The organism is Streptomyces sp. NPDC048185 (assembly GCF_043202495.1).
GTDB lineage: Bacteria > Actinomycetota > Actinomycetes > Streptomycetales > Streptomycetaceae > Streptomyces.
Window position 1 is genome coordinate 686,512 of sequence record NZ_JBIDAN010000001.1, and the last position, 23,031, is coordinate 709,542.

20 protein-coding genes, 3 tRNA genes and 1 pseudogene are annotated in these 23,031 nt (G+C 73.1%); 13 read left to right on the top strand and 11 right to left on the bottom strand.

All coding sequences use genetic code 11. The annotated features are described in order from the left end of the window. Positions 1–120 precede the first annotated feature (120 nt). Together ACGF3H_RS03150 and ACGF3H_RS03155 are read left to right on the top strand one after the other, a co-directional pair. The gene (locus ACGF3H_RS03150; protein WP_362488591.1) at positions 121–798 is read left to right on the top strand and encodes an ANTAR domain-containing protein; all 678 of its coding nucleotides are present in this window, start codon (positions 121–123) and stop codon (positions 796–798) included. Between the two features lie 80 nt (positions 799–878). Next, positions 879–1,055, top strand: a complete 177-nt coding sequence (locus ACGF3H_RS03155; protein ID WP_362488593.1) for a hypothetical protein — start codon at positions 879–881, stop codon at positions 1,053–1,055. Positions 1,056–1,118: 63 nt separating this feature from the next. On the opposite strand, the gene ACGF3H_RS03160 is transcribed toward ACGF3H_RS03155, so the two are convergent. The 3 genes from ACGF3H_RS03160 to ACGF3H_RS03170 form a co-directional block, all read right to left on the bottom strand. Continuing rightward, positions 1,119–1,192: transfer RNA gene (locus tag ACGF3H_RS03160), tRNA-Ile, on the bottom strand. Between the two features lie 209 nt (positions 1,193–1,401). Then, positions 1,402–1,474, bottom strand: a tRNA-Asn gene (locus tag ACGF3H_RS03165). A 5-nt stretch (positions 1,475–1,479) separates the two neighbouring features. Next, positions 1,480–1,552 (bottom strand) — tRNA-Asn (locus ACGF3H_RS03170). Positions 1,553–1,699: 147 nt separating this feature from the next. On the opposite strand from ACGF3H_RS03170, the gene ACGF3H_RS03175 reads away from it, so the two are divergent. From ACGF3H_RS03175 to ACGF3H_RS03190, 4 genes are all read left to right on the top strand, one after another. Next, the gene (locus ACGF3H_RS03175; protein WP_362488595.1) at positions 1,700–2,005 is read left to right on the top strand and encodes a YtxH domain-containing protein; all 306 of its coding nucleotides are present in this window, start codon (positions 1,700–1,702) and stop codon (positions 2,003–2,005) included. A 55-nt stretch (positions 2,006–2,060) separates the two neighbouring features. After that, complete coding sequence (locus tag ACGF3H_RS03180; RefSeq protein ID WP_362488597.1) at positions 2,061–3,515, top strand: FGGY family carbohydrate kinase; 1,455 nt, start codon at positions 2,061–2,063, stop codon at positions 3,513–3,515. 125 nt (positions 3,516–3,640) lie between these two features. Further along, positions 3,641–5,374, top strand: coding sequence for an ABC transporter ATP-binding protein (locus ACGF3H_RS03185; RefSeq protein ID WP_362488599.1), 1,734 nt, complete (start codon positions 3,641–3,643; stop codon positions 5,372–5,374). Beyond that, positions 5,374–7,305, top strand: coding sequence for an ABC transporter ATP-binding protein (locus ACGF3H_RS03190; RefSeq protein WP_362488601.1), 1,932 nt, complete (start codon positions 5,374–5,376; stop codon positions 7,303–7,305). Before ACGF3H_RS03185 ends, ACGF3H_RS03190 begins: the two co-directional genes overlap by 1 nt. 32 nt (positions 7,306–7,337) lie before the next feature. Here ACGF3H_RS03190 and ACGF3H_RS03195 read toward each other — a convergent pair whose 3' ends face one another. From ACGF3H_RS03195 to ACGF3H_RS03215, 5 genes are all read right to left on the bottom strand, one after another. Then, positions 7,338–8,645 (bottom strand): RNA polymerase sigma factor, encoded by a 1,308-nt coding sequence (locus tag ACGF3H_RS03195; protein WP_362488602.1) that lies wholly within the window; start codon positions 8,643–8,645, stop codon positions 7,338–7,340. A 106-nt stretch (positions 8,646–8,751) separates the two neighbouring features. Further along, a complete protein-coding gene (dnaG, locus tag ACGF3H_RS03200; protein WP_393582876.1) occupies positions 8,752–10,671 on the bottom strand; it encodes a DNA primase in 1,920 nt (639 codons plus the stop codon). 29 nt (positions 10,672–10,700) lie between these two features. After that, a complete protein-coding gene (locus tag ACGF3H_RS03205) occupies positions 10,701–11,966 on the bottom strand; it encodes an FAD-dependent oxidoreductase (protein ID WP_362488606.1) in 1,266 nt (421 codons plus the stop codon). An 89-nt stretch (positions 11,967–12,055) separates the two neighbouring features. Then, positions 12,056–13,336, bottom strand: coding sequence for a deoxyguanosinetriphosphate triphosphohydrolase (locus tag ACGF3H_RS03210; protein ID WP_362488608.1), 1,281 nt, complete (start codon positions 13,334–13,336; stop codon positions 12,056–12,058). Positions 13,337–13,474: 138 nt separating this feature from the next. Further along, positions 13,475–14,254 carry a sirohydrochlorin chelatase gene (locus ACGF3H_RS03215; protein WP_362488610.1) on the bottom strand — a complete coding sequence of 260 codons (780 nt, stop codon included), beginning with the start codon at positions 14,252–14,254 and terminating at the stop codon, positions 13,475–13,477. 133 nt (positions 14,255–14,387) lie between these two features. On the opposite strand from ACGF3H_RS03215, the gene ACGF3H_RS03220 reads away from it, so the two are divergent. The 3 genes from ACGF3H_RS03220 to ACGF3H_RS03230 all read left to right on the top strand — a co-directional run bounded on the left by ACGF3H_RS03220 (position 14,388) and on the right by ACGF3H_RS03230 (position 17,261). Beyond that, positions 14,388–14,636, top strand: a complete 249-nt coding sequence (locus ACGF3H_RS03220; RefSeq protein WP_362488612.1) for a hypothetical protein — start codon at positions 14,388–14,390, stop codon at positions 14,634–14,636. Then, entirely contained in the window at positions 14,633–15,034 is a 402-nt protein-coding gene (locus ACGF3H_RS03225; RefSeq protein ID WP_362488614.1) for a DNA-binding protein, read from the top strand. Before ACGF3H_RS03220 ends, ACGF3H_RS03225 begins: the two co-directional genes overlap by 4 nt. A 127-nt stretch (positions 15,035–15,161) precedes the next feature. Continuing rightward, positions 15,162–17,261 (top strand): molybdopterin oxidoreductase family protein, encoded by a 2,100-nt coding sequence (locus ACGF3H_RS03230; protein WP_362488616.1) that lies wholly within the window; start codon positions 15,162–15,164, stop codon positions 17,259–17,261. 18 nt (positions 17,262–17,279) lie between these two features. Here the strand turns inward: ACGF3H_RS03230 and ACGF3H_RS03235 are convergent. Then, positions 17,280–17,697, bottom strand: a pseudogene (locus tag ACGF3H_RS03235) (gamma-glutamylcyclotransferase family protein). 123 nt (positions 17,698–17,820) lie between these two features. Between ACGF3H_RS03235 and ACGF3H_RS03240 the strand changes: the two are divergent. After that, on the top strand, positions 17,821–19,464 hold the full coding sequence (locus ACGF3H_RS03240; RefSeq protein ID WP_362488618.1) for a M4 family metallopeptidase: 1,644 nt from the start codon (positions 17,821–17,823) through the stop codon (positions 19,462–19,464). A gap of 62 nt (positions 19,465–19,526) precedes the next feature. Here ACGF3H_RS03240 and ACGF3H_RS03245 read toward each other — a convergent pair whose 3' ends face one another. Continuing rightward, a complete protein-coding gene (locus tag ACGF3H_RS03245) occupies positions 19,527–20,111 on the bottom strand; it encodes an NAD(P)H-dependent oxidoreductase (protein WP_362488620.1) in 585 nt (194 codons plus the stop codon). Between the two features lie 292 nt (positions 20,112–20,403). On the opposite strand from ACGF3H_RS03245, the gene ACGF3H_RS03250 reads away from it, so the two are divergent. Further along, complete coding sequence (locus ACGF3H_RS03250; protein WP_362488622.1) at positions 20,404–20,934, top strand: hypothetical protein; 531 nt, start codon at positions 20,404–20,406, stop codon at positions 20,932–20,934. Positions 20,935–21,044: 110 nt separating this feature from the next. Continuing rightward, positions 21,045–21,665 (top strand): class F sortase, encoded by a 621-nt coding sequence (locus ACGF3H_RS03255; protein WP_362488624.1) that lies wholly within the window; start codon positions 21,045–21,047, stop codon positions 21,663–21,665. On the opposite strand, the gene ACGF3H_RS03260 is transcribed toward ACGF3H_RS03255, so the two are convergent. Beyond that, a complete protein-coding gene (locus ACGF3H_RS03260) occupies positions 21,603–21,992 on the bottom strand; it encodes a helix-turn-helix domain-containing protein (RefSeq protein ID WP_362488626.1) in 390 nt (129 codons plus the stop codon). The genes ACGF3H_RS03255 and ACGF3H_RS03260 overlap by 63 nt on opposite strands. Before the next feature lie 107 nt (positions 21,993–22,099). Between ACGF3H_RS03260 and ACGF3H_RS03265 the strand changes: the two genes are divergently transcribed. Further along, positions 22,100–23,017: an NAD(P)-binding domain-containing protein gene (locus tag ACGF3H_RS03265; RefSeq protein WP_362488628.1), complete on the top strand. Its 918-nt coding sequence runs from the start codon at positions 22,100–22,102 to the stop codon at positions 23,015–23,017. Positions 23,018–23,031 lie beyond the last annotated feature (14 nt).

The following is a 23,031-nucleotide window of genomic DNA, read 5'->3' on the forward strand; positions in this document are numbered from 1 at the left end:
GTCATTCCCCGCGGCCGGGTGTACTCCCGCCGGGCGACGGGCAGGCGCACCGGCAGACGGGGGCCGGGTGACGTCGCGAACGTCGTCGGGGATCGGAACGAGGACGGACAAGGCGGTGACATGAGCTCAGCGGCACCACCGCGTCCGGCGGGGCGGCGGGCCACCCTGGTGATCGACGGCCGTGTGGAGGCGGGCAGGGCGCTGCTCGTCCCGCGGGGGGAGCTGGTCCACGGGTGCGCGGACACCCTGGCCGAGGCCCTGGCCGCTCTGCCGGCGGACGTCGGGCGGGTCGACGTGGACATGGGCGACGTGGTGTTCATGGACACGGCCGGGCTGCGGTTCCTGGAGCTGCTGCGCGGCTACGGCGACCGGTGTGCGGTGCCGGTGACGGCAGGCAACTGGACCGGCCAGCCGCGCAGGATCCTCGAGCTGCTCGGCCTGGACACCACCGCTCCCCTGCAGGTGCCGCCGCACCCCGTCGCCGCGCGACCGGTGGGCTCGGCGGTGGCGGCGGAGCGGTCCGAGCGGCTGACCGTGCTGCAGGAGGAGGTGGAGCAGCTCCGGCGGGCCCTCGCCACCCGCCCGGTCATCGACCAGGCGAGGGGCGTCCTGATGGCCCTGCACGCCTGTACGCCGGACGAGGCGTGGGACATCCTGCGGGACGCCTCGCAGCTGTCCAACACCAAGCTGCGCACGGTGGCGGCGGCGGTGACGGCCGGCACCCGCGGCGACGGCCCGCCGCCACCGCCCGAGGTGCGCTCGGCCCTGCGTGCGGCCCTGGACCGGGCCGGCCGCTGAGCCCCGGTCCCGCCGGCGTGGTGCCGTCGGCGCGGGCTGGGTACTCGGCGCGGGAACCCGGTCCGGCAGGAGGTGCCACGATGAACGGACAGACCCCGTCCCAGGCGGAGGGCGAGCGCGACGACGAGCAGGAGACCGCGGGCGGCCAGAATCCGTCGCAGACCACGCCCTCCCAGGCGGAGGGCGAACGCGAGGACGAGGACGAGGACGACAGGGACGACGGGGACGGCGACGACGACGACGAGGGCGGCCGGTGACCCGGCTTCCCTCGCCTCGTGCCGCCACACCGGCCAGAAGGTCTCTGCGCGGGTGGCCCGGAGTGGGGCGGGTGGGACTCGAACCCACGGCCGACGGATTATGAGTCCGCTGCTCTAACCGGCTGAGCTACCGCCCCATAACGGCGTGTCGCGTACATGTGTGCGCGCCGTCTGCCGCAGCATAGCCGCTCATACGATCTCCTGCCTCGGCTGGTCGGCTCACCGCGACGCCTTCACGACCTTGAGGACTCCGCAGCGTGCCGCGCGGTTCCCGCGAGTGCCCGGAAGATCTCCCGGCATGTGTCCGGACATGAAAAAGGACCCCGAAGGGCCCTCGTTCACCATGCTCCCCCGACTGGACTCGAACCAGTAACCTGCCGGTTAACAGCCGGCTGCTCTGCCAATTGAGCTACGGAGGACCGAGCTCCCCCGACTGGACTCGAACCAGTAACCTGCCGGTTAACAGCCGGCTGCTCTGCCAATTGAGCTACGGAGGAATGCCTCGTTGCATCGAACGCACCCACCTGGGTATTCGCCAGGGGGCGCGCGCTCGCTGCGACACATACATTAGCGCAAGCAGGGGGGTGCTTCGCCAATCGGTACTCCCCGGCACTGTCAGAGCTACGCAAGGGAAGGTGGCCGCCATGCGTTACCGGCTCACATTCGTCGTCGGACTCGCCGTCGGTTACGTGCTCGGAACGAAGGCCGGGCGCGAGCGCTACGAGCAGTTGAGGAAGTCCGCGCGGCAGGTCGCACAGAACCCGGCCGTCCGCAACACCGCCGAGTCGGCGGCCCAGCAGGGGCGGCACTTCGCGGACAGGGCCTACACCGCGGTGAGCGACAAGGTCGGCGACCGGATGCCCGACTCGGTCGCCCAGCGGGTGCGGTCCCTGCGCGAACGCAACGCCGACGGCACCGCGTCGGACGACTGGGGCACCAGCAACACCTGAGGCACGTGCCCCCACCCGGTACGGACACCGCTCCCCGTGCGGCAGAATTTTCCGCATGGGGATAGTCGCCGGGTTGGACAGTGCGCCCGATTTCACTCGTATCGTCGTCTGTGATGCGGACACGGGTGCCGTGCTCCGGCAGGGATACGCTCCGCATCCGGTCGAGAACCCCGAGGGCGGCGGCCGTCCCTCCGACGTGGACCCGCAGGCCTGGCTGCTGTCCCTCGGGGAGGCCGCCGGCGGCGGGCTGCTGGAGGGCGTGCAGGCCATCGGGGTCTCGGCACAGGCCAACTCGGTCGTACCGCTGGACTCCCAGGGCAACACCGTGCGCCCGGCCATGGTGGGCGGCGACAAGCGCTCGCAGGTGGCGGCGGCCGACCTGATCGACGCGCTCGGCGGGCGCGAGGCGTGGGCGCAGGCCGTGGGCTGTGTGCCGCAGGCCCCGCAGGCGGTCACCAAGCTGCGCTGGCTGGCCAGGACCGAGCCCGAGGCGGCCGCGCGGACCGCCGTTCTGCTCCAGGCCCACGACTGGCTGGTGTGGCAGCTCCTGGGGCGGCCTGCCCGCAGGACCACCGACCGGGGCGGCGCCTCCGGCACCGGGTACTGGTCGGCGGCGACCGGCGGTTACCGCCCGGACCTGGTCGAGCTGGCGCTCGGGCACCAGGCGATGCTGCCGGAGGTGATCGGCCCGGCCGACGCGGCCGGTACGACGCCGGAGGGCCTGCTGATCTCCGCGGGGACCGGCGAGACGATGGCCGCGGCCTTCGGGCTCGGCATCGGTCTGGGGGACGCGGTCGTCTCCCTCGGCGCCTCCGGGTCGGTGATGGCCGTGCACCCCGAGGCGCTCCTCGACCGGAACGGCATGATCACCTCCCTGGCGGACGCCACCGGCATGCACCTGCCGGTCGTCACCACCCTGAACGCCGTACGCACCCTGCGCGGCACCGCCGAACTGCTCGGCCTGCCGGACCTGGAGAGCCTGTCCGACCTGGCGATGAAGTCGACGCCGGGCGCGCACGGGCTGGTGCTGCTGCCGTACCTGGAGGGTGAGCGGACGCCGAACCTGCCGCACACCGCCGGGACGCTGGCCGGGCTGCGGCGCGAGTCGATGAAGCCCGAGCACCTGGCGCGGGCCGCGTTCGAGGGCATGCTGTGCGGCCTCGCCGACGCCCTGGACGTGCTGCGCGGCCGGGGTGTGGACGTACGGCGGGTGTTCCTGCTGGGCGCGGCGGCCGAGCTGCCGGCCGTGCAGGCGGTGGCTCCGGCGCTGTTCGGGGTGCAGGTCGTCGTCCCGCAGCCCGCGGACTACGCGGCGATCGGCGCGGCCCGGCAGGCGGCCTGGGCGCTGGGCGTGTCGCAGGGCACGCTGGACCCGCGCACTCCCCCGGCCTGGCAGGGCGCGGTGGCGCAGGTGCTGGAGCCGGGCGAGGAGCTGGCCGTGGGTCAGGCGGTGCGGCAGCAGTTCGTGTCGGTGCGGGAGCAGACGCATCCGGGGGCGCTGCGCGCGTAGGTCACCGGTGCGGCCGGAAACGCGACGCTGTCGGCTTAATCGGTTGAGGTAACGCGGGTGGAGTGTCCGACGATAGGGGCCAGGGGCAACCAATCGCCCCTGTCGCCGACCCCGAGAGACCCAGCGTGCTCATACGACTGTTGCGGACCTGTCTGAGGCCGTACAAGAAACCCATCGCCCTGCTGGTGGCGCTGCAGTTCCTGCAGACCTGCGCCAGCCTCTACCTGCCGACCCTGAACGCGGACATCATCGACAACGGTGTCGTCAACGGCGACTCCGGCTACATCCTGGGCTACGGCGCTCTCATGATCGGCATCTCGCTGGTGCAGGTCGTGTGCAACATCGGAGCCGTCTACTACGGCGCCCGTACCGCCTCCGCGCTCGGGCGCGACCTGCGGGGCGCCGTCTTCGACCGGGTGCAGTCCTTCTCCGCGCGGGAGGTCGGCGACTTCGGCGCGCCCTCGCTGATCACTCGGACGACGAACGACGTGCAGCAGGTCCAGATGCTGGCCCTGATGACGTTCACGCTGATGGTGTCGGCGCCCATCATGTGTGTCGGCGGCATCGTCATGGCGCTCGGCCTGGACGTGCCGCTGTCCGGGGTGCTCGTCGGCGTCGTTCCGGTGCTGGCGATCTGCGTGACGCTGATCGTGCGGCGGCTGCGGCCCCTGTTCCGGTCCATGCAGGTGCGCCTGGACACGGTGAACCGGGTGCTGCGCGAGCAGATCACCGGCAACCGGGTCATCCGCGCCTTCGTGCGGGACGACTACGAGCAGCAGCGGTTCCGGAAGGCCAACTCCGACCTGACCGAGGTGGCGCTCGGCACCGGCAATCTGCTCGCGCTGATGTTCCCGGTGGTCATGACGGTGGTGAACCTGTCGTCGATCGCGGTGGTGTGGTTCGGCGCCCACCGGATCGAGAGCGGGGGGATGCAGATCGGCGACCTGACCGCGTTCCTCGCCTATCTCATGCAGATCGTCATGTCCGTGATGATGGCCACCTTCATGTTCATGATGGTGCCGCGCGCGGAGGTGTGCGCCGAGCGGATCCAGGAGGTCCTGGACACCGAGAGCAGCGTGGTGCCGCCGCCGGCGCCGGTGACCGAGCTGCGCCGGCACGGGCACCTGGAGCTCCGCGGTGCCGGGTTCCGGTATCCGGGGGCCGAGGAGCCGGTGCTGAGGAACATCGATCTGGCGGCCCTGCCGGGCGAGACGACCGCCGTCATCGGCTCGACCGGCAGCGGCAAGTCCACGCTGCTGGGCCTGGTGCCCCGGCTGTTCGACGCCACGGACGGGGAGGTGCTGGTCGACGGGGTGGACGTACGCACCGTCGACCCGAAGGTGCTGGCCAAGGTCGTGAGCCTGGTGCCGCAGAAGCCGTACCTCTTCGCGGGCACGGTCGCGACCAATCTGCGCTACGGGAATCCGGACGCCACGGACGAGGAGCTGTGGCACGCGCTGGAGGTGGCGCAGGCCAAGGAGTTCGTGGAGCGGCTGGAGGGCGGGCTCGACGCGCCGATCGCGCAGGGCGGGACCAACGTGTCGGGCGGCCAGCGGCAGCGGCTGTCGATCGCCCGGACGCTGGTGCAGCGCCCGGAGATCTACCTCTTCGACGACTCGTTCTCGGCGCTCGACTACGCCACCGACGCCGCGCTGCGCGCCGCGCTGGCCCGGGAGACGGCCGAGGCGACCGTGGTGATCGTGGCGCAGCGCGTGGCGACCATCCGGGACGCCGACCGGATCATCGTGCTGGACGAGGGGCGGGTGGTCGGCGTGGGCCGGCACCACGAGCTGATGGCGGACAACGAGACCTACCGGGAGATCGTGCTCTCCCAGCTGACGGAAGCGGAGGCTGCCTGATGGCGGGGCCTGGCGGTCGCATGATGGCCGGGGGCGGTCCCGACCAGCGTTCGATGGACTTCAAGGGGTCGGGCAAACGGCTCGTCGCCCGGTTCCGGCCGGAGCGGGTGACGATCTACGCGCTGCTGGCCTGTGTGGTGGTCAGCGTCGGCCTCAGCGTGGTCGGGCCGAAGATCCTCGGCCGGGCCACCGACCTGGTCTTCGCGGGCATCGTCGGACGGAACATGCCGTCCGGGGCGACGAAGGAGCAGGTCCTCGCGTCCATGCGGGAGCGCGGCGACGGCGAGGTCGCCGACATGCTGCGCAGCACGGACTTCCACCCGGGCGAGGGCATCGACTTCACCGCCGTGGGCCACGTGCTGCTGCTGGCGCTGGCGGTGTTCGGCGCGGCAGGGCTGCTGATGGCGGTGGCGACCCGGCTGGTGAACCGGGCGGTCAACCGGACGATGTTCCGGATGCGCGAGGACGTGCAGACGAAGCTGTCGCGGCTGCCGCTGTCGTACTTCGACAAGCGCCAGCGCGGCGAGGTGCTGTCCCGGGCGACGAACGACATCGACAACATCGGGCAGACGCTCCAGCAGTCGATGGGCCAGCTGATCAACTCGCTGCTGACCATCATCGGCGTGCTGATCATGATGTTCTGGGTCTCCTGGATCCTCGCGCTGGTCGCGCTGGTGACGGTGCCGCTGTCCTTCGTGGTGGCCACGCGGGTCGGCAAGCGCTCGCAGCCGCAGTTCGTGCAGCAGTGGCGCTCGACGGGGCAGCTGAACGCGCACATCGAGGAGATGTACACCGGGCACGCCCTGGTGAAGGTGTTCGGCCGCCAGGAGGAGTCGGCGAAGCAGTTCGCCGAGCAGAACGACGCGCTGTACGAGGCCGGGTTCAAGGCGCAGTTCAACAGCGGGATCATGCAGCCGCTGATGATGTTCGTGTCGAACCTGAACTACGTGCTCGTCGCGGTCGTCGGCGGTCTGCGGGTGGCCTCGGGCTCGCTGTCGATCGGTGACGTGCAGGCCTTCATCCAGTACTCCCGGCAGTTCTCGATGCCGCTGACGCAGGTCGCGTCGATGGCGAACCTGGTGCAGTCGGGCGTGGCGTCGGCGGAGCGGGTCTTCGAGCTGCTGGACGCGGACGAGCAGTCGGCGGACCCGGTCCCCGGTGTCCGGCCCGAGGAGCTGCGCGGGCGGGTGGAGCTGGAGCACGTGTCCTTCCGCTACGACCCGGAGAAGCCGCTGATCGAGGACCTGTCGCTGAAGGTGGAGCCGGGTCACACGGTCGCCATCGTCGGCCCGACGGGCGCCGGCAAGACCACGCTGGTCAACCTGCTGATGCGGTTCTACGAGGTGTCCGGCGGGCGGATCACCCTGGACGGCGTCGACATCGCGAGGATGTCCCGGGACGAGCTGCGGGCCGGGATCGGGATGGTGCTGCAGGACACCTGGCTGTTCGGCGGCACCATCGCGGAGAACATCGCGTACGGCGCGTCCCGCGAGGTCACCCGCGGGGAGATCGAGGAGGCCGCGCGGGCCGCGCACGCGGACCGGTTCGTGCGGACGCTGCCCGACGGCTACGACACCGTGATCGACGACGAGGGCACCGGGGTGAGCGCCGGTGAGAAGCAGCTCATCACCATCGCGCGGGCGTTCCTGTCCGACCCGGTGATCCTGGTGCTGGACGAGGCGACGAGTTCGGTGGACACCCGTACCGAGGTGCTGATCCAGAAGGCGATGGCCAAGCTGGCGCACGGGCGGACCTCGTTCGTCATCGCGCACCGGCTCTCCACCATCCGGGACGCGGACATCATCCTCGTCATGGAGGACGGGTCGATCGTCGAGCAGGGCGCGCACGCCGACCTGCTGGCGGCCGACGGGGCGTACGCGCGGCTGTACAAGGCGCAGTTCGCGGAGGCCGTGGCCGAGGTGGACGGCTGAGCGGGCGGGGGCCCGGCCGTCCGGGCCCCCGGTCAGTCCAGATAGCCCCTGAGCTGGTCCGCGAAGGCGTGGTCGCGGAGCTTGTTGAGGGTCTTGGACTCGATCTGGCGTATCCGCTCCCGGGTCACGCCGAAGATGCGGCCGATCTCCTCCAGGGTGCGGGGGCGACCGTCGACCAGGCCGTAGCGGAGCTGGACGACCTTGCGTTCGCGTTCGCCGAGCGTGGAGAGCACGGCCTCCAGGTGCTCGCGCAGCAGCAGGAACGCGGCGGACTCGACGGGGCTGGTGGCGTCGCCGTCCTCGATCAGGTCGCCGAGGGCGACGTCGTCCTCCTCGCCGACGGGGGCGTGCAGGGAGACGGGCTCCTGGGCCAGGCGCAGCACCTCGCCGACGCGTTCCGGGGGGAGGTCCAGGTGGGCGGCGACCTCCTGCGGGGTCGGTTCGTAGCCGCGTTCCTGGAGCATGCGGCGCTGGACGCGGACGACCCGGTTGATCAGCTCGACGACGTGCACGGGGACGCGGATGGTGCGGGCCTGGTCGGCCAGCGCGCGGGACATGGCCTGGCGGATCCACCAGGTGGCGTACGTGGAGAACTTGTAGCCGCGGGCGTAGTCGAACTTCTCCACGGCCCGGATCAGGCCCAGGTTGCCTTCCTGGACCAGGTCGAGCATGGTCAGCCCGCGCCCGACGTACCGCTTGGCGACCGACACGACGAGCCTCAGGTTCGCCTCGATCAGGCGGCGTTTGGCGAGGCGGCCCAGGACGACGAGCCGGTCCAGGTCCACGGCCAGGCTGCTGTCCAGGTCGGGGGTGAGGCGCAGCTTCTCCTCGGCGAACAGCCCGGCCTCCACGCGGCGCGCGAGGTCGACCTCCTCGGCCGCGGAGAGCAGCGGGATCCGGCCGATCTCGCGCAGGTACTGGCGGAACAGGTCGGCGGAGGGCCCGCCGGTCTCGGTGCGGGTGGGCGCCGGCGGCTCGGCCGGCTCGTGCTCCTCGGGCTCGTCGGCCTCGGCACCGCCGGCCGGCGGCTCGTCGACGGGCGGCTCGTCGACGGACGCGGGCTCCGGGTCGGGCGCGGCGCGGTGCCGGGGAGGCATGGCGAGGAGGGCGCCGGTGTCCGCGTCCGGCTCCGCGCCGTCGGGGTGCGCGTCGGTCTGGGCGAGGGTCTGGGTCTGCACGGGGGCGACCTCCAGGAGGGACGCTGCCGGCGGGGGCGGCAGCGGTGCTTCGGGGGCGGAGTCGGCGCGCTCGCCGCTGTCCGTCCCGTTCGTGTTGAACGCAGCCGGAGGGTTGTGGGAACCGTCGGGGACGGAGCGGCCGCGCTCCGAGGACTCGGGCACCGCCCTTAGTGTGGGGTACGACACATCGCCGCCACGAGGGGCGTGCGGTGACTTTTTGCGTCCGGTCCGTGACCGCCTGCTGATCGGCGGTGACCCGGGGGCGGCGCTACAGCGCGGCGGCGCCGTGTGCGCGCAGGGTCTGGTCGTACTGCTGGAGGACCCACAGCTCGTTCTGCACGGCGGCGTACTGGGCCGGGTCCCCGTGGCCGGAGACGCGGGCCAGCTGGCCGTTGACGTCGCGGATACGCCGTTCGACGGCGCGGCGCCGGACCCGGACCAGCACCTCCCCCGCGTACATCTCGTCGACGACGCGGCGCATGATCGCCTCGACGGCGAGTTCGGTGACCATGGCGCGGACGGCGTCGTCGGGGGCGGCCTCGCGGACGCGGACCAGGTAGTCCTGCGGGTCCTGGACGCCGAACTCGGCGCCGCCCGCCTCCAGGATCGCCTGGCGCACGGCCGCGTAGGGCGGGGCGGTGAACTCGTCCACGCCGTACGCGTCGAAGGCCGGGGAGACCAGCTCGGGGCGCTGGAGGGCGAGCTTGAGCAGCTCGCGCTCGGTGGCGAAGACCGGGTTGCGCAGGTTCAGCGCGGGGCCGCGGGGGGCCGCCGGGACGGCGGGAACGTACTGCTGCGGGCCGTCGCCGCCGCCGCGCTGCCGCTGGTCGGGGGCGGGGCCCTTGCCGCCGCGGTCGCGGGCCCAGCGGGCCAGCTGGGCGACGCGCTTGACCACGAACTGGGTGTCGAGGATGCCGAGCATGCCGGCGAGCTGCACGGCGACCTCGTGCTGGGCACCGCTGTTCTTGATCCGGGCGACCACGGGCGCCGCCTCGTCCAGGGCCGCCGCGCGGCCGGCCGGGGTGTCCAGGTCGTAGCGGGCGACGATCTGGCGCAGCGCGAACTCGAACAGCGGGGTGCGCGGCTCGACCAGGTCGGCGACCGCGTCGTCGCCCTTGGCCAGGCGCAGGTCGCAGGGGTCCATGCCGTCGGGCGCGATGGCGATGTACGTCTCGGCGGCGAACTTCTGGTCGTCCTCGAAGGCGCGCAGGGCCGCCTTCTGGCCGGCCGCGTCACCGTCGAAGGTGAAGATCACGCGGGCCGAGCCGTTGTCCATCAGCAGGCGCCGCAGGATCTTGATGTGGTCGCCGCCGAACGCCGTGCCGCAGGTGGCGATGGCGGTGGTGACGCCGGCCAGGTGGCAGGCCATGACGTCGGTGTAGCCCTCGACGACGACCGCGCGGGAGGCCTTCGCGATGTCCTTCTTCGCGAGGTCGATGCCGTAGAGGACCTGGGACTTCTTGTAGATCGACGTCTCGGGCGTGTTCAGGTACTTGGGGCCGTTGTCCGCCTCGTAGAGCTTGCGGGCGCCGAAGCCGACGACGTCGCCGCCGATGTCGCGGATGGGCCACATCAGCCGGCCGCGGAAGCGGTCGATGGGGCCGCGGCGGCCCTCCTGGGCGAGCCCGGAGAGGATCAGCTCCTTGTCGCTGAAGCCCTTGCCGCGCAGGTGGCGGGTGAGGTGGTCCCAGCCCTGGGGGCTGTAGCCGACGCCGAAGTGCTGGGCGGCGGACTGGTCGAAGCCGCGCTCGGCGAGGAAGGCGCGGCCGGCGTCCGCCTCGGGGCCGGTCGCCAGTTGCTCCGCGTACCACTGGGCGGCGATCTTGTGGGCCTCGACCAGGCGGATGCGCTCGCCGCGCTGGTGGGCGGGGTTGTAGCCGCCCTCCTCGTAGCGCAGGGTGATGCCGGCCTGACCGGCCAGGCGCTCGACCGCCTCGGAGAAGGTGAGGTGGTCGATCTTCATCACGAACGTGATGGTGTCGCCGCCCTCCTGGCAGCCGAAGCAGTGGAAGAGTCCCTTGCTCGGGCTGACCTGGAAGGACGGCGACTTCTCGTCGTGGAACGGGCACAGCCCCTTCAGGTTGCCGCCGCCCGCGTTGCGCAGCTGGAGGTACTCGGAGACGACGGCGTCGATCGGGACCGCGTCCCGTACCGCCTTCACGTCCTCGTCGTTGATCCGTCCTGCCACGTGTGAATTCTACGGGGGCGGCCGGACACTCAGGCGACGAGGTTTTCCAGCGGGACGTGCGGGTCCGCGAGCGCCTCCGTGTCCACCTGGGCCCGGGTCCGGATCAGCCGCTGGATCGGGTCCGTGACGTCCCACACGTTCACGTTCATCCCGGCCAGCACGCGGCCCTCCTTCACCCAGAAGGCGATGAACTCGCGCTTCGCGGCGTCCCCGCGGATCACCACCTGGTCGTAGGAGCCCGCCGGCGCCCAGCCGGAGTACTCCATCCCCAGGTCGTACTGGTCGGAGAAGAAGTAGGGCACGCGGTCGTAGGTGACGTCCTTGCCGAGCATCGCCCGGGCCGCGGCGGGACCGCCGTTGAGGGCGTTGGCCCAGTGCTCCACCCGCAGCCGGGTGTCGAACAGGGCGTGCGGGAAGGAGGCGACGTCGCCGGCCGCGTGGATGTCGGGGTCGGAGGTGCGCAGCCGTTCGTCGACGACGATGCCGCCGCCGTGCGCGCGGTCGGCGATCTCCAGGCCCGCGGCCTGCGCGAGCGAGGTGCGCGGGGCGGCGCCGATCGCGGCGAGCACGTCGTGCGCGGGGTGCTCCTCGCCGTCGTCGGTGCGGGCGGCGAGCACCATGCCGTCCTGGCCGACGATCTCGGTGAGCTGCACGCCGAAGCGGAAGCGGACGCCGTGCGCCTCGTGCAGCTCGGTGAAGACGGAGCCCAGCTCGGGGCCGAGGACGCCGTGCAGCGGGGTGGGCGCCGGCTCGACGACGGTGACCTCGGCGCCGTACTCGCGGGCCGCCGCCGCGACCTCCAGGCCGATCCAGCCGGCGCCGGCGATCACGAGGTGGCCGTTGTCCCGGCCGAGGGAGGCGAGGACGCCCTTGAGCCGCTCGGCGTGGGCGAGGCGGCGCAGGTGGTGGACGCCCGCCAGGCCGGTGCCGGGCACGTCGAGGCGGCGGGGCTCGGCACCGGTGGCGAGGAGCAGCTTGTCGTACCGGACGTAGGTGCCGTCGTCGCCGTAGTGCACGGTCTTCGCGGCACGGTCGACGGCGACGACGGTCTGGCCGAGGTGCAGCTCGACGTCGTGCTGCGCGTACCAGGCGGGCTCGTGCACGAAGACGCTGTCGCGTTCCTCCTTGCCGAGCAGGTAGCCCTTGGACAGCGCCGGGCGCTCGTAGGGGTGGTCGCGCTCGTCGCAGATGAGGATCACCCGGCCGGTGAACCCCTCCGTGCGGAGTGTCTCGGCCGCCTTGGCGCCGGCCAGGCCTCCTCCGACGATGACGAATGTCTGATCCGCGTCGACCACTTGTTGCCTCCTCGTCAGGGTGCCGCCAGATGCGAGCGTCCCGCACACGGCGTGGCGCGGGAAGGGGGAGTGACCCGATCAGGCCATCGTCAGTCTCTCTGATGCCCCGTCAGGCGGGCGTGAAGCGAGCGGGCCGAGGCGTCCGTGAGGGAGGCGATCTGGTCGACGATCACCCGTTTGCGCGCCTTGTCGTCGCCGGCCCGGTCGAACAGGGCACGGAACTGCGGGTCGAGGCCGTCGGGCGCGCGGGCGGTGAGCGCCTCGGCCAGTTCGGCGACGACGACGCGCTGGTCGGCGCGGAGCCGGGCCTGCTCGTCGCGCTGCATGACGTAGCGGTTGGCGACGGCCTTGAGGACGGCGCACTCCATGCGGGTCTCGCGGGGGACGACCAGTTCGGCGGTGTACCGGGTGAGGCGGCCGCCCCCGTACGCGGCCCGCGTGGCGGTCTCGGCGGCCAGGCAGAAGCGGCCGATGAGCTGGCTGGTGGCGTCCTTCAGGCGGGCCTGGGCGACGGCCGAGCCGTCGTAGCCGTGCGGCCACCAGTCCTGGGCGAGGAGGCGGTCGAGGGCGGCGGCCAGCTCGGCGTGGTCGGTGCCGACGGGGACGTAGCGGCCGACGGCGACCTCGAAGACCGCCTCGCGCTCGGGGTCGGCGAGCAGGCAGTTCGGGTCGATGTGACCGGCGTGCAGGCCGTCCTCGACGTCGTGCACGGAGTACGCCACGTCGTCGGACCAGTCCATGACCTGCGCCTCGAAGCAGGTGCGGCCGGCGGGGGCGCCCTCGCGCAGCCACGCGAAGACGGGGCGGTCGTCCTCGTAGACCCCGAACTTGGGCGACGCCGGGTCGGTGGGGTGGTCGCCGCGCGACCACGGGTACTTGGTGGCGGCGTCGAGGGCGGCGCGGGTGAGGTTGAGGCCGACGGAGCCCTCGTCGGTGAAGCGCTTGGGCTCGATGCGGGTGAGGAGCCTGAGGGACTGCGCGTTGCCCTCGAAGCCGCCGCAGTCCTCGGCGAACTCGTTCAGCGCGGTCTCGCCGTTGTGCCCGAAGGGCGGATGGCCGAGATCGTGGGAGAGGCAGGCGGCCTCCACCAGGTCCGGGTCGCAGCCGAGGGCGGCGCCGAGCTCGCGGCCGACCTGGGCGCACTCCAGGGAGTGCGTGAGGCGGGTACGGGGGCTGGCGTCCCACAGGGGATTGCCCTCGCCCGGCGTGACGACCTGTGTCTTGCCGGCGAGGCGGCGCAGGGCCGAGGAGTGCAGGACGCGGGCGCGGTCGCGTTGGAAGGCGGTGCGTCCGGGGCGTTTGTCCGGCTCCGGGGCCCAGCGGGCGACTGACGTGGGGTCGTACGGGGTGGGGGATGCGGTGCCTTCCATGTCGTGAACAGTATGCGGAAGGTGTGACAGTCGGGCGCCCATGGGCCTGCCCGGTTCGGCTGCCGGGCGCGTGCGGGTTCGGTTGTGGCTGGTCGCGCCCACGCGGCGGAGCCGCACATCCATACGGTCCCGCGCCCCCTAGGGGGTCGCCGGCGCCCGGCGTTCGGAAGCGCTGCCCGCTCTCAGTGCCTCGTCGTAGCGGTGCAGGAGGAGGTGGGCCATCGCCGGGTGGGTGGCCAGCGGGGCGGACGCGATCCAGGGGGCGTGGGCCGCGCACTCCGTGGCGAAGCGGCCCGGGGCGGTGAAGTGCGCGGCGACGGCGACGTGGCGGTAGCCCCGCGCGGTCAGCGTGCGGACGGCTTCCGGCACCGTCGGGGCGGCCGCCGAGGCGTACGCGGGCACGACCGGGACGCCGAGGCGGGAGGCGAGGAGCGCCGCCGTGCGGGTCGTGTCCGCGCGGGAGGCCGGGGCGCGCGAGCCCGCGGAGGCGAGGACGACGGCGGCGTCCCGGGGGGCGTGGAGCGGCCAGCCCGCCTCCAGGAGGTTGTCGTGCAGGGCGTCCACCAGGAGGGGGTGCGGGCCGAGCGGGGCGGCCACGCGGGTGCGGGCCGGGCACGCCGCCGCCATGTCGGGGATGTCCCGTTCGACGTGGTGGCCGCGGGTGAGGAGGAGGGGGACGAGGACCGCCTCCCCGTCGCCGAGGGCGGTCAGCGTGTCCGGGAGCAGCGGGGCGTTGAGCTCGATGTGACCGAGGTGCACCGGCAGGCCGGGGCGCAGGGCGCGGACCCGGTCGAGGAGGGCCCATACGGTGCTCAGTGCGCGCGGGTCGCGGCTGCCGTGGGCGACGGCGACCAGGGCGGGGGTGCCGCCGGGGGTCGCCGTGCTCGTCGCTCTGCCCATGAGTGTCGTCGCCGTCATGCACCGAGGGTGGCGGTCGGACGTTGCTTCACCGTTGCGCGCCGGTGACAGGCGTTTTCCGGCGGCTCACGGTGCGGGCCACCGGAGGGTGAGAAGCGGACCCACGGCACGCATACCGCAGTATGCTTGCGTCATGGCGGATACGACGCGCATCACGGTGACGCTCCCGACCGAACAGGTCGCCGAGCTGAAGAAGCTCACGGACAACGTCTCGGGCTATGTCGCCGAAGCGGTGGCGCGTCAGCTGCGGCATGAGTTGCTCGGCGCCGATCTCCTGCGTCATCAGGAGGAGCACGGGGCCTTCACCGAGGAGGAACTGGCGGAGGCCCGCTCCCGGATCTTCGGGACCACGGATGCCGACGGATCGGTGAGTGCTGCGTGAACGGGCACGTGGAGACCGTTGTCCTGGACTCCGAGGGGCTCTCCGCCTGGGTCGCGCAGGACCGCAAGATCCTCGCGATGTTCCAGGTGTTCCATGCCATGGGCGCCGACGTCGTCGTCGGAGCCAACACCCTTGTGGAAGTCAGCCACGCGCGGATGAACCTGCCTCGGATGCGGTGGGCGCTGTCGCGTGTCAGGGTCGAGCCGGTGACCGAGGCGGCGGCGAGGGCGTCCGCGGAGCTGCTCAGGACCGCGGGTCTGCATGGCCACAAATACGCGATCGACGCGACGGTCGCGGAGATGGCGCTGCGGCAACCGGGGCCGGTTGCCATACTGACCTCCGACGTCGATGACATGTCCCGTCTGTGCGGTGACCGTGTTCGGCTCGTCGGCATCTGAGCAGGGCAGCTCCGCCGGACGCGGCCCGATCCTCACCGCGGCCGGGACGCGGCGGGGAGGTCGCCGTCCCGGCGGCGTAACAAGCGGCCGCCCGGTCGCGTAACACGGGCGACGCAGGCTGGTCGGCATGCAGAACACCTCGACGCCCACGCACTGCCCGTACTGCGCGCTGCAGTGCGGGATGAATCTGACGTCCGCCGCCGACGGGAGCGTCGAGGTGACCGAGCGCGCGGACTTCCCGGTGAACCGGGGCGCGCTGTGCGGCAAGGGCCGTACCGCGCCGGCCCTGCTCTCGTCGCGGGTCCGCCTGACCTCGCCGCTGGTCCGCGGCGGTGACGGCGCGCTGGCGCCGGCCTCGTGGGACGAGGCGCTGGACCGGATCGCCGGGAACCTGGCGCGCACGCGGGAGGAGTACGGCGCGGACGCGCTCGGGGTCTTCGGCGGGGGCGGGCTGACCAACGAGAAGGCGTACGCGCTGGGCAAGTTCGCCCGGGTGGTGCTGGGCACCTCGCAGATCGACTACAACGGGCGGTTCTGCATGTCGTCGGCGGCGGCGGCCGGCACGAAGGCGTTCGGGCTGGACCGGGGACTGCCGTTCCCGCTGGAGGACATCCCGCGCACCGGGTGCGTGATCCTCGTCGGGTCGAACCCGGCGGAGACGATGCCGCCGTCGCTGCGGTACTTCCACGAGCTGCGGGAGAACGGCGGCACGCTGATCGTCGTCGACCCGCGCCGCACGAGGACCGCGGAGCAGGCCGACCTGCACCTGGCGCCCCGGCCGGGCACCGACCTGGCGCTCGCGCTGGGCATGCTGCACCTGGTCGTCGCCGAGGGGCGGGTCGACGAGCGGTACGTCGAGGAGCGCACGGCGGGCTGGGAGGAGGCGCGGGCGGCGGCGATGGCGCACTGGCCGGAGTACGTGGAACGGATCACCGGGGTGTCCGTTCCCGAACTGCGGGAGGCGGTGCGGCTGTTCTGCGCGCCGGAGGCGGCGATGGTGCTGACCGCCCGCGGACCCGAGCAGCAGGCCAAGGGGACGGACACCGTGGGTGCCTGGATCAACCTGTGCCTGGCGACCGGGCGGGCCGGGCGGCCCCGGTCGGGGTACGGCTGCCTGACCGGACAGGGCAACGGGCAGGGCGGGCGCGAACACGGGCAGAAGGCCGACCAGTTGCCGGGATACCGCAAGCTGACCGACCCGGCGGCGCGGCGGCACGTCGCCGAGGTGTGGGGGGTGGACCCCGACGCGCTGCCGGGGCCGGGGCGCAGCGCGTACGAGTTGCTGGACGCGCTCGGCACGGACGTCAGGTCGCTGCTGGTGATGGGCTCCAACCCGGTGGTGTCGGCGCCGCGCGCGGCGCACGTCGAGGGGCGGCTGCGGTCGCTGGACTTCCTGGCCGTGTGCGACGTGGTGCTCTCCGAGACCGCGGCGCTGGCGGACGTCGTGCTGCCGGTGACGCAGTGGGCCGAGGAGACGGGCACGACGACCAGCCTGGAGGGACGGGTGCTGCTGCGCCGGCGCGCGCTCACGCCGCCGGACGGGGTGCGCAGCGACCTGGAGGTGCTGCACGGGCTGGCCGGGCGGCTCGGCGTGGAGAAGGGCTTCCCGGTCGACCCCGAGGAGGTCTTCGAGGAGCTGCGCCGGGCCAGCGCGGGCGGGCCCGCGGACTACTCGGGAATCAGCTACCGGCGGCTCGCGCGGGAGAGCGGCGTGTTCTGGCCGTGCCCCGCGCCCGCGCCGGACACCGACGGCACGCGGCCGCACCCGGGCAGCCCCCGCCTCTTCCTGGACCGCTTCGCCACCGAGGACGGCCGGGCCCGCTTCGCCACCGTCACGCACCGGCCGAGCGCCGAGGAGCCCGACGACGAGTACCCGGTGCTGCTGACCACGGGGCGGGTCGTGTCGCAGTACCAGTCCGGCGCGCAGACCCGGCGCGTGGACGAGCTGAACGCCGCCGCGCCGGGCCCGTTCGTGGAACTGCACCCGAGGCTCGCGGCGCGGCTCGGGGCGGCGGAGGGCGACCCGCTGGCCGTCGTCTCCCGGCGGGGCCGGGCGGTGGCGCCGGCCCGCATCACCACCGGCATCCGTCCCGACACCGTGTTCATGCCCTTCCACTGGCCCGGAGAGGGCCGTGCCAACACGCTGACCAACCCGGCGCTGGATCCCACCTCGCGGATGCCGGAGTTCAAGGTGTGCGCGGTGCGGGTCGAGACGGTGGCGCGCTAGCGCCGCCGGGCGCGCGGGTCACCGGGCCCGCCAGTCCCCGCTCTCGATCGGGACGCCGCGTGCCCGCAGCCGGGCGGCGACCGCCGGGGCGGCGAGGTAGACCCAGGCGCGCACGGAGGTCCCGTCGGCGTCCCGGACGACGTCCCTCGCGACGCGGTCGTACAGGTTGCGCGGGTCGCCCGGCACGTACTCCTCCAGCCGGTCGAGGGCGGCCAGCAGGTCGTCGTACGCCTCGGGGCGAGGGGTGACCAGGTCACCGCGGACCACGCCGTCGTCCTCGACGGCGTAGGGGTAGCCGGGGCCGGGGTACAGCGCGGCGCCGGTGAGGCGGGCCGGTTCCCTCGGCCCGGGTGCGCCCGCTGAGGAAGCGCGCGTGGTGGGGGCCGCCGGGGCGCAGCGTCCCGTAGACGAAGAACGGCAGGTGCTCGGCATCCACGGGGTCATTCTCTCCCCTCACGATCTCCACGTGAGCGCTATGGACATGACATACGACGGGCTCTTGAATCCGAGTCAGCACCAGCGTCCCCACGCGCCGAGAGCGCCTGTCCCGAGGAGATCGATGAGCCGAATACGGCGCGTCAGAGCATCCCGCCCCGCCACGGTCGGCATCGCCGCCACCGCCGCCTCCCTCCTGGTCACCGCCCTCGCCCCCACCGCGGGCGCGGCCGACGGCCCGACTCCCGCCGCCGCCCTCGGCCACGCGGCGGCGGCCCTCGCGGACCACGCCACGGCCCTGGGCCTGACCGGCGCCCAGGACACCCGGGTCCGTGACGTCATCATCGACGCGGACGGCACCCAGCACGTCCGCTACGACCGCACCTACCGCGAACTGCCGGTGCTCGGCGGCGACTTCGTCGTCCACCTCGACCCGGACGGCGGCTACCGCGGCGCCGACCGCGCGACGCGGACGTCCGTCTCCCCGGCCACCGTCACGCCGAAGCTGTCGGCGCCCCGGGCCGCCGACCTGGCCGCGAACGCGCTGCGCGCCGCCAATCCGGGCGAGCTCCTGAAGCGCCTCACCGCCAAGCCCGAACTGGTCGTCGACGCCCTGCACGGCACCCCGAAGCTGGCCTGGCGCACGAACGCGGCGGCACTGGACTCCCTCGGCAACCCGGTCGCGCGCACGGTGCTGACCGACGCGGGCACGGGCGCCCGCATCGACGCCTGGGACACCATCGAGTCGGCCTCGGGGGACGGCAGGTCGCTTTACGGCGGCACGGTGCCGCTGCAGACGACGCAGTCCGGCTCGGCGTACCAGCTGAAGGACGCGACGCGCGGCGGCACGTACACGGGCGACGCGGCGAACAAGACCGATCTGTGCTTCCTGACCATCTGCCTCAGCCGCGCGCCCTCGACGGTGTTCACGGACGCCGACAACCACTGGGGCACCGGCGCGGCCGCCGACCGCGCCTCCGCCGCGGTGGACGCGCAGTACGGCACCGACGTGACGTGGGACTACTACCGCGACGTGCACGGGCGGACCGGCATCGCGGGCGACGGCAAGGGCTCCTACAACCGGGTGCACTACGGCACCCGGTACAACAACGCCTTCTGGGACGACACGTGCTTCTGCATGACGTACGGCGACGGTGACGGGACGACCTTCGGCCCGCTGGTGTCGCTGGACGTCGCCGGGCACGAGATGTCGCACGGGGTGACGTCGTCGACGGCGGCGCTGGCCTACTCGGGCGAGTCCGGCGGCCTGAACGAGGCCACCTCCGACATCTTCGGCACGCTGGTGGAGTGGTACGCGGGCAACTCCGCGGACTCCGGGGACTATCTGATCGGCGAGAAGGTCGTCCGCTCCGGCTTCGGGCGCACCGCCCTGCGCTACCTGGACCGGCCGAGCCGGGACGGCGCCTCGGCGGACTGCTGGACCTCCTCGGTCGGCGACCTCGACGTCCACTACTCGTCCGGGGTGGCGAACCACTTCGCGTACCTGCTGGCCGAGGGCAGCGGCGCGCGGACCGTGGGCGGGGTCGCCTACGACTCCCCCACGTGCGACGGCTCCACGGTGACCGGCATCGGCCGGGACAAGCTGGGCGCCATCTGGTACCGGGCGCTGACGGTGCACATGACCTCGTCCACGGACTACGCGGGGGCGCGCGCCGCCACGCTGAGCGCGGCCGGGGAGCTGTACGGCACGGACAGCACGGAGTACGCCGCGGTGGGCGCGGCGTGGAGCGCGGTGAACGTGGGCTGAGCGCTCACCGGCACCCGGCGGCGGCCGGCACCCTTCCCGGGGCGCCGGCCGCCGCGCGGTGGTCAGGCGCCGTAGGGGCGCTTCTCCCTCGCCTCCTTCAACGCCCGGCCCCACCAGACCAGTTCGTCCAGCATGGTCTTGGCCGCCGCGTCCGGCCCGGAGGGGTCCCGCAGCGTGCCCGCGTCGTCGAAGGCCGCGCCCGCGTTGTGGAAGGAGACGGTGTCGCGGACGGTCACTGCGTGCAGTTCGGCGAAGACCTGACGCAGGTGCTCCACGGCGCGCAGGCCGCCGGAGACGCCGCCGTAGGAGACGAGGCCGACGGGCTTGGCCCGCCACTCGCCGTAGTGCCAGTCGACGAGGTTCTTCAGGCCCGCCGGGAACGAGTGGTTGTACTCGGGGGTGAGGACGACGAACGCGTCGGCGGCCGCCAGCTTGGGGGTGACGTCCGCCAGCGCGGCGGTCGCCTCCGGGGTCCGGGCCAGGTCCGTGGGCAGGTCGGTCCCGGCGACGTCCACGACCTCGGGGACCAGGTCGTCGCGGTCGCGGAGGTGGTCCAGGAGCCACTCGGCGACGACGGGGCCGAAACGGCCGTGGCGGTTGCTTCCGACGATCAGGGTCACGTGCAGGGGAGCGGTCTCTGTGGTCATGCGGAACACCTTGGTACCTCAACTTAACTCGAGGTCAAGTCCGTCTCCGCGGCATCCGTCGGCCGACGCCTGATCACCCGTTCACACGCGCGCCGCGCACCCTTCCGGATCTTTTCCTCCGGTGCCCCGCACCGCCGTGATGACCTGCGAGAACGCGATCACCGGCGAGCTCGCCGGGCTCGCCGGTGACACCCGTTCATCCCATTCCCGCGCCCCGCTCGACAAGCGGGGCGCGTCCGCTGCCATTTTCCTCGGTAGGGCAGGGGCCACCGAAGAGCTCGAAGGAGCACCGATGCGACGTACCGCCCGCCTGCTGACCGGTACCGCGCTCGCCGTCGCGGCCGCGGGACTCGCCACCGCGCCCGCGTACGGCGGGGACGCCGCGGCCACCGGCCGACTGGAGGTGTACCCCTCCTCGGTCGTGCCCGGTGAGGAGGCCGTGGTGACCACCTCGGCGTGCGGCGAGGACGGTTCCGCGACGGGCGACGCCGGCGCGGTGGGCGCGGGCCGGTTCCCGCTGGCGCCGGACACGCCGGGGGGCGAGGTGACCGGGCGGTTCGACGTACCGCCGAGCGCGCAGCCGGGGACGTACGAGATCGTCACCACGTGCGCGGAGAGCGGCCGTCGGGTGACGGGTGACCTGGTGGTCACGCTGACCTCGGTCCGCGAGCAGGTGTACCCCCGAGGAAGCGTCAAGACGGGGGTCGGCGGCGCACTCGGCCCCGACCCCGTGCAGACCGCGGCCGGCGTGGCGGCTCTCGCCGTCGCCGCCGCGGGCGGTACCTGGCTCCTGCATCGCCGGGCGAGAGGCGACGGGATCTGACGGGCACCCTCCGCTGCCCGTCCGCGGTACCGCACTTCCCCACCCCCTCCGGGTCCGATGCCCCTCGCGGCCCGGAGGGGGCCGGGGATCCCCGAGGGAGAGTGGTCGTCATGCGCAGGGTCGGAAACACCGCGATAGCGGCCGTCACCGCGGTCGCCCTCTGCTCCGGGGCGTTCCTCCTCGTCGGCGGCTCGGAGACCGGGGCGCCGCCTCAGCCGTCGGCCGCGCAGGCCGGCACCGGGCAGGCACGCGAGGCACCCGGCGCACCGGCCCTGCCGCCGTCCCCGCCCGACCGCGTCCGCATCCCGGTGATCGGCGTGGACGCCCCGCTGACCGGCCTCGGACTGACGCCGGCCGGCAGCCTGGACGTCCCGCCCGCCGAGGAGAAGAACCTCGCCGGCTGGTACGAGGCGGGCACCACACCCGGCGAGACGGGCACCGCGATCGTCGCCGGGCACGTCGACAACGCGCAGGGCCCCGCCGTCTTCTACCGGCTCGGCGCGCTGGAGAAGGGCGCCGCGATCGAGGTCGACCGGCGCGACGGCGGCGTCGCGGTGTTCACCGTGGACGCGGTGGAGGTGTACGCGGCGACGGACTTCCCCGACGACAAGGTGTACGGGGCGGCGGACCGGCCGGAACTGCGCGTCATCACCTGCGGCGGCGGCTGGTCACGCGGTACCGGTTACCAGGGGAACGTGGTCGTCTTCGCCCACCTCACCGGCAGCCGGTGAGACGCCGAGGACGTTCGCCCTCCCCCAGGCGCCGAGCGGCGCCAGCGCTTCGTTGAGGGCGGCGCCCCGTGCGGTCAGCGAGTACTCCACGCGCGGCGGCACCTCGTCGTACTCCTCGCGGTGCACGATGCCGTCGGCCTCCAGCTCCCGCAGCTGCGCGGCGAGCACCTTCTCCGTCACGCCGGGCAGCTCGCGGCGCAGGGCACCGAAACGGCACGTCCCTTCGCCGAGCGCCCAGAGGATCAGCACCTTCCACTTGCCGCCGATGACGTCCATCGCCGCGTCGACCCCACAGACGTACGCCCCCGGCCGCCGTGCCGTCCCCATGCCCCGCCCCCCGCTTCCTGCCGCTGCCTGCACTCTTCCCCCGAGGTAACCACCCACTCAGAAGTACGTACTTGAGCGGCCGTACTCCTCGGCGGAGCCTGATCACCATGACTGACAAGGCATCCGCTTCCCGTATTCCGCTCACCGTCCTCGGCACCGGCGCCATGGGCACCGCCCTCGTCCGTGCCTGGCTCGCCGCCGGCCACCCCGTGACCGTCTGGAACCGCACCCCCGCCCGCGCCGAGGCTCTCGCCGCCGACGGCGCGACTCCGGCTCCGAGCGCCGCCGCGGCGGTGGCCGCGAGCCGTCTGGTGATCGTCTGCCTGCTCGACGACGCCTCGGTGGGCGAGGCCCTCGACGGGGCCGACCTGACCGGACGGGACCTGGTGAACCTCACCACCGGGACGCCCGCCCAGGGCCGTGCCCGTGCCGCGTGGGCGACCGCGCGCGGGGCCCGTTTCCTGGACGGCGGGATCATGGCCGTACCGCCGATGATCGGGGAGCCCGGCTCCGGCGGGTACGTGTTCTACAGCGGCTCCCCCGCCGTGTTCGAGGAGCATCAAGACACCCTCGCCGTCCCGGCCGGCACCCGTTTCGTCGGCGAGGACGCGGGCTTCGCGGCGCTGCACGACGTGGCCCTGCTGAGCGCGATGAACGGCATGTTCGCGGGCGTCATGCACGCCTTCGCGCTGATCCGCCCCGAGGACATCGCCCCGAAGGACTTCGCGCCGCTGCTGGTGTCGTGGCTCGGCGCGATGTCCGGCGCGGTCCACAAGGCCGCCGACCAGATCGAGAGCGGCGACTACGGCAAGGACGTCGTCTCGAACCTGGCGATGCAGGTGGCGGGCAACACGACGCTGCTGGGCACGGCCGAGGAGCAGGGGGTGAGCACGGAGCTGCTGGCGCCGTACATGACGCTGATGGAGCGGCGGCTCGCCGAGGGGCACGGGGAGGAGGACACGACCGGGGTGGTGGAACTGCTGGCCCTGCGGCGGGACGCCCAGGGCCCCGCGACGCCGGCGTGATCCGAACGACAGGC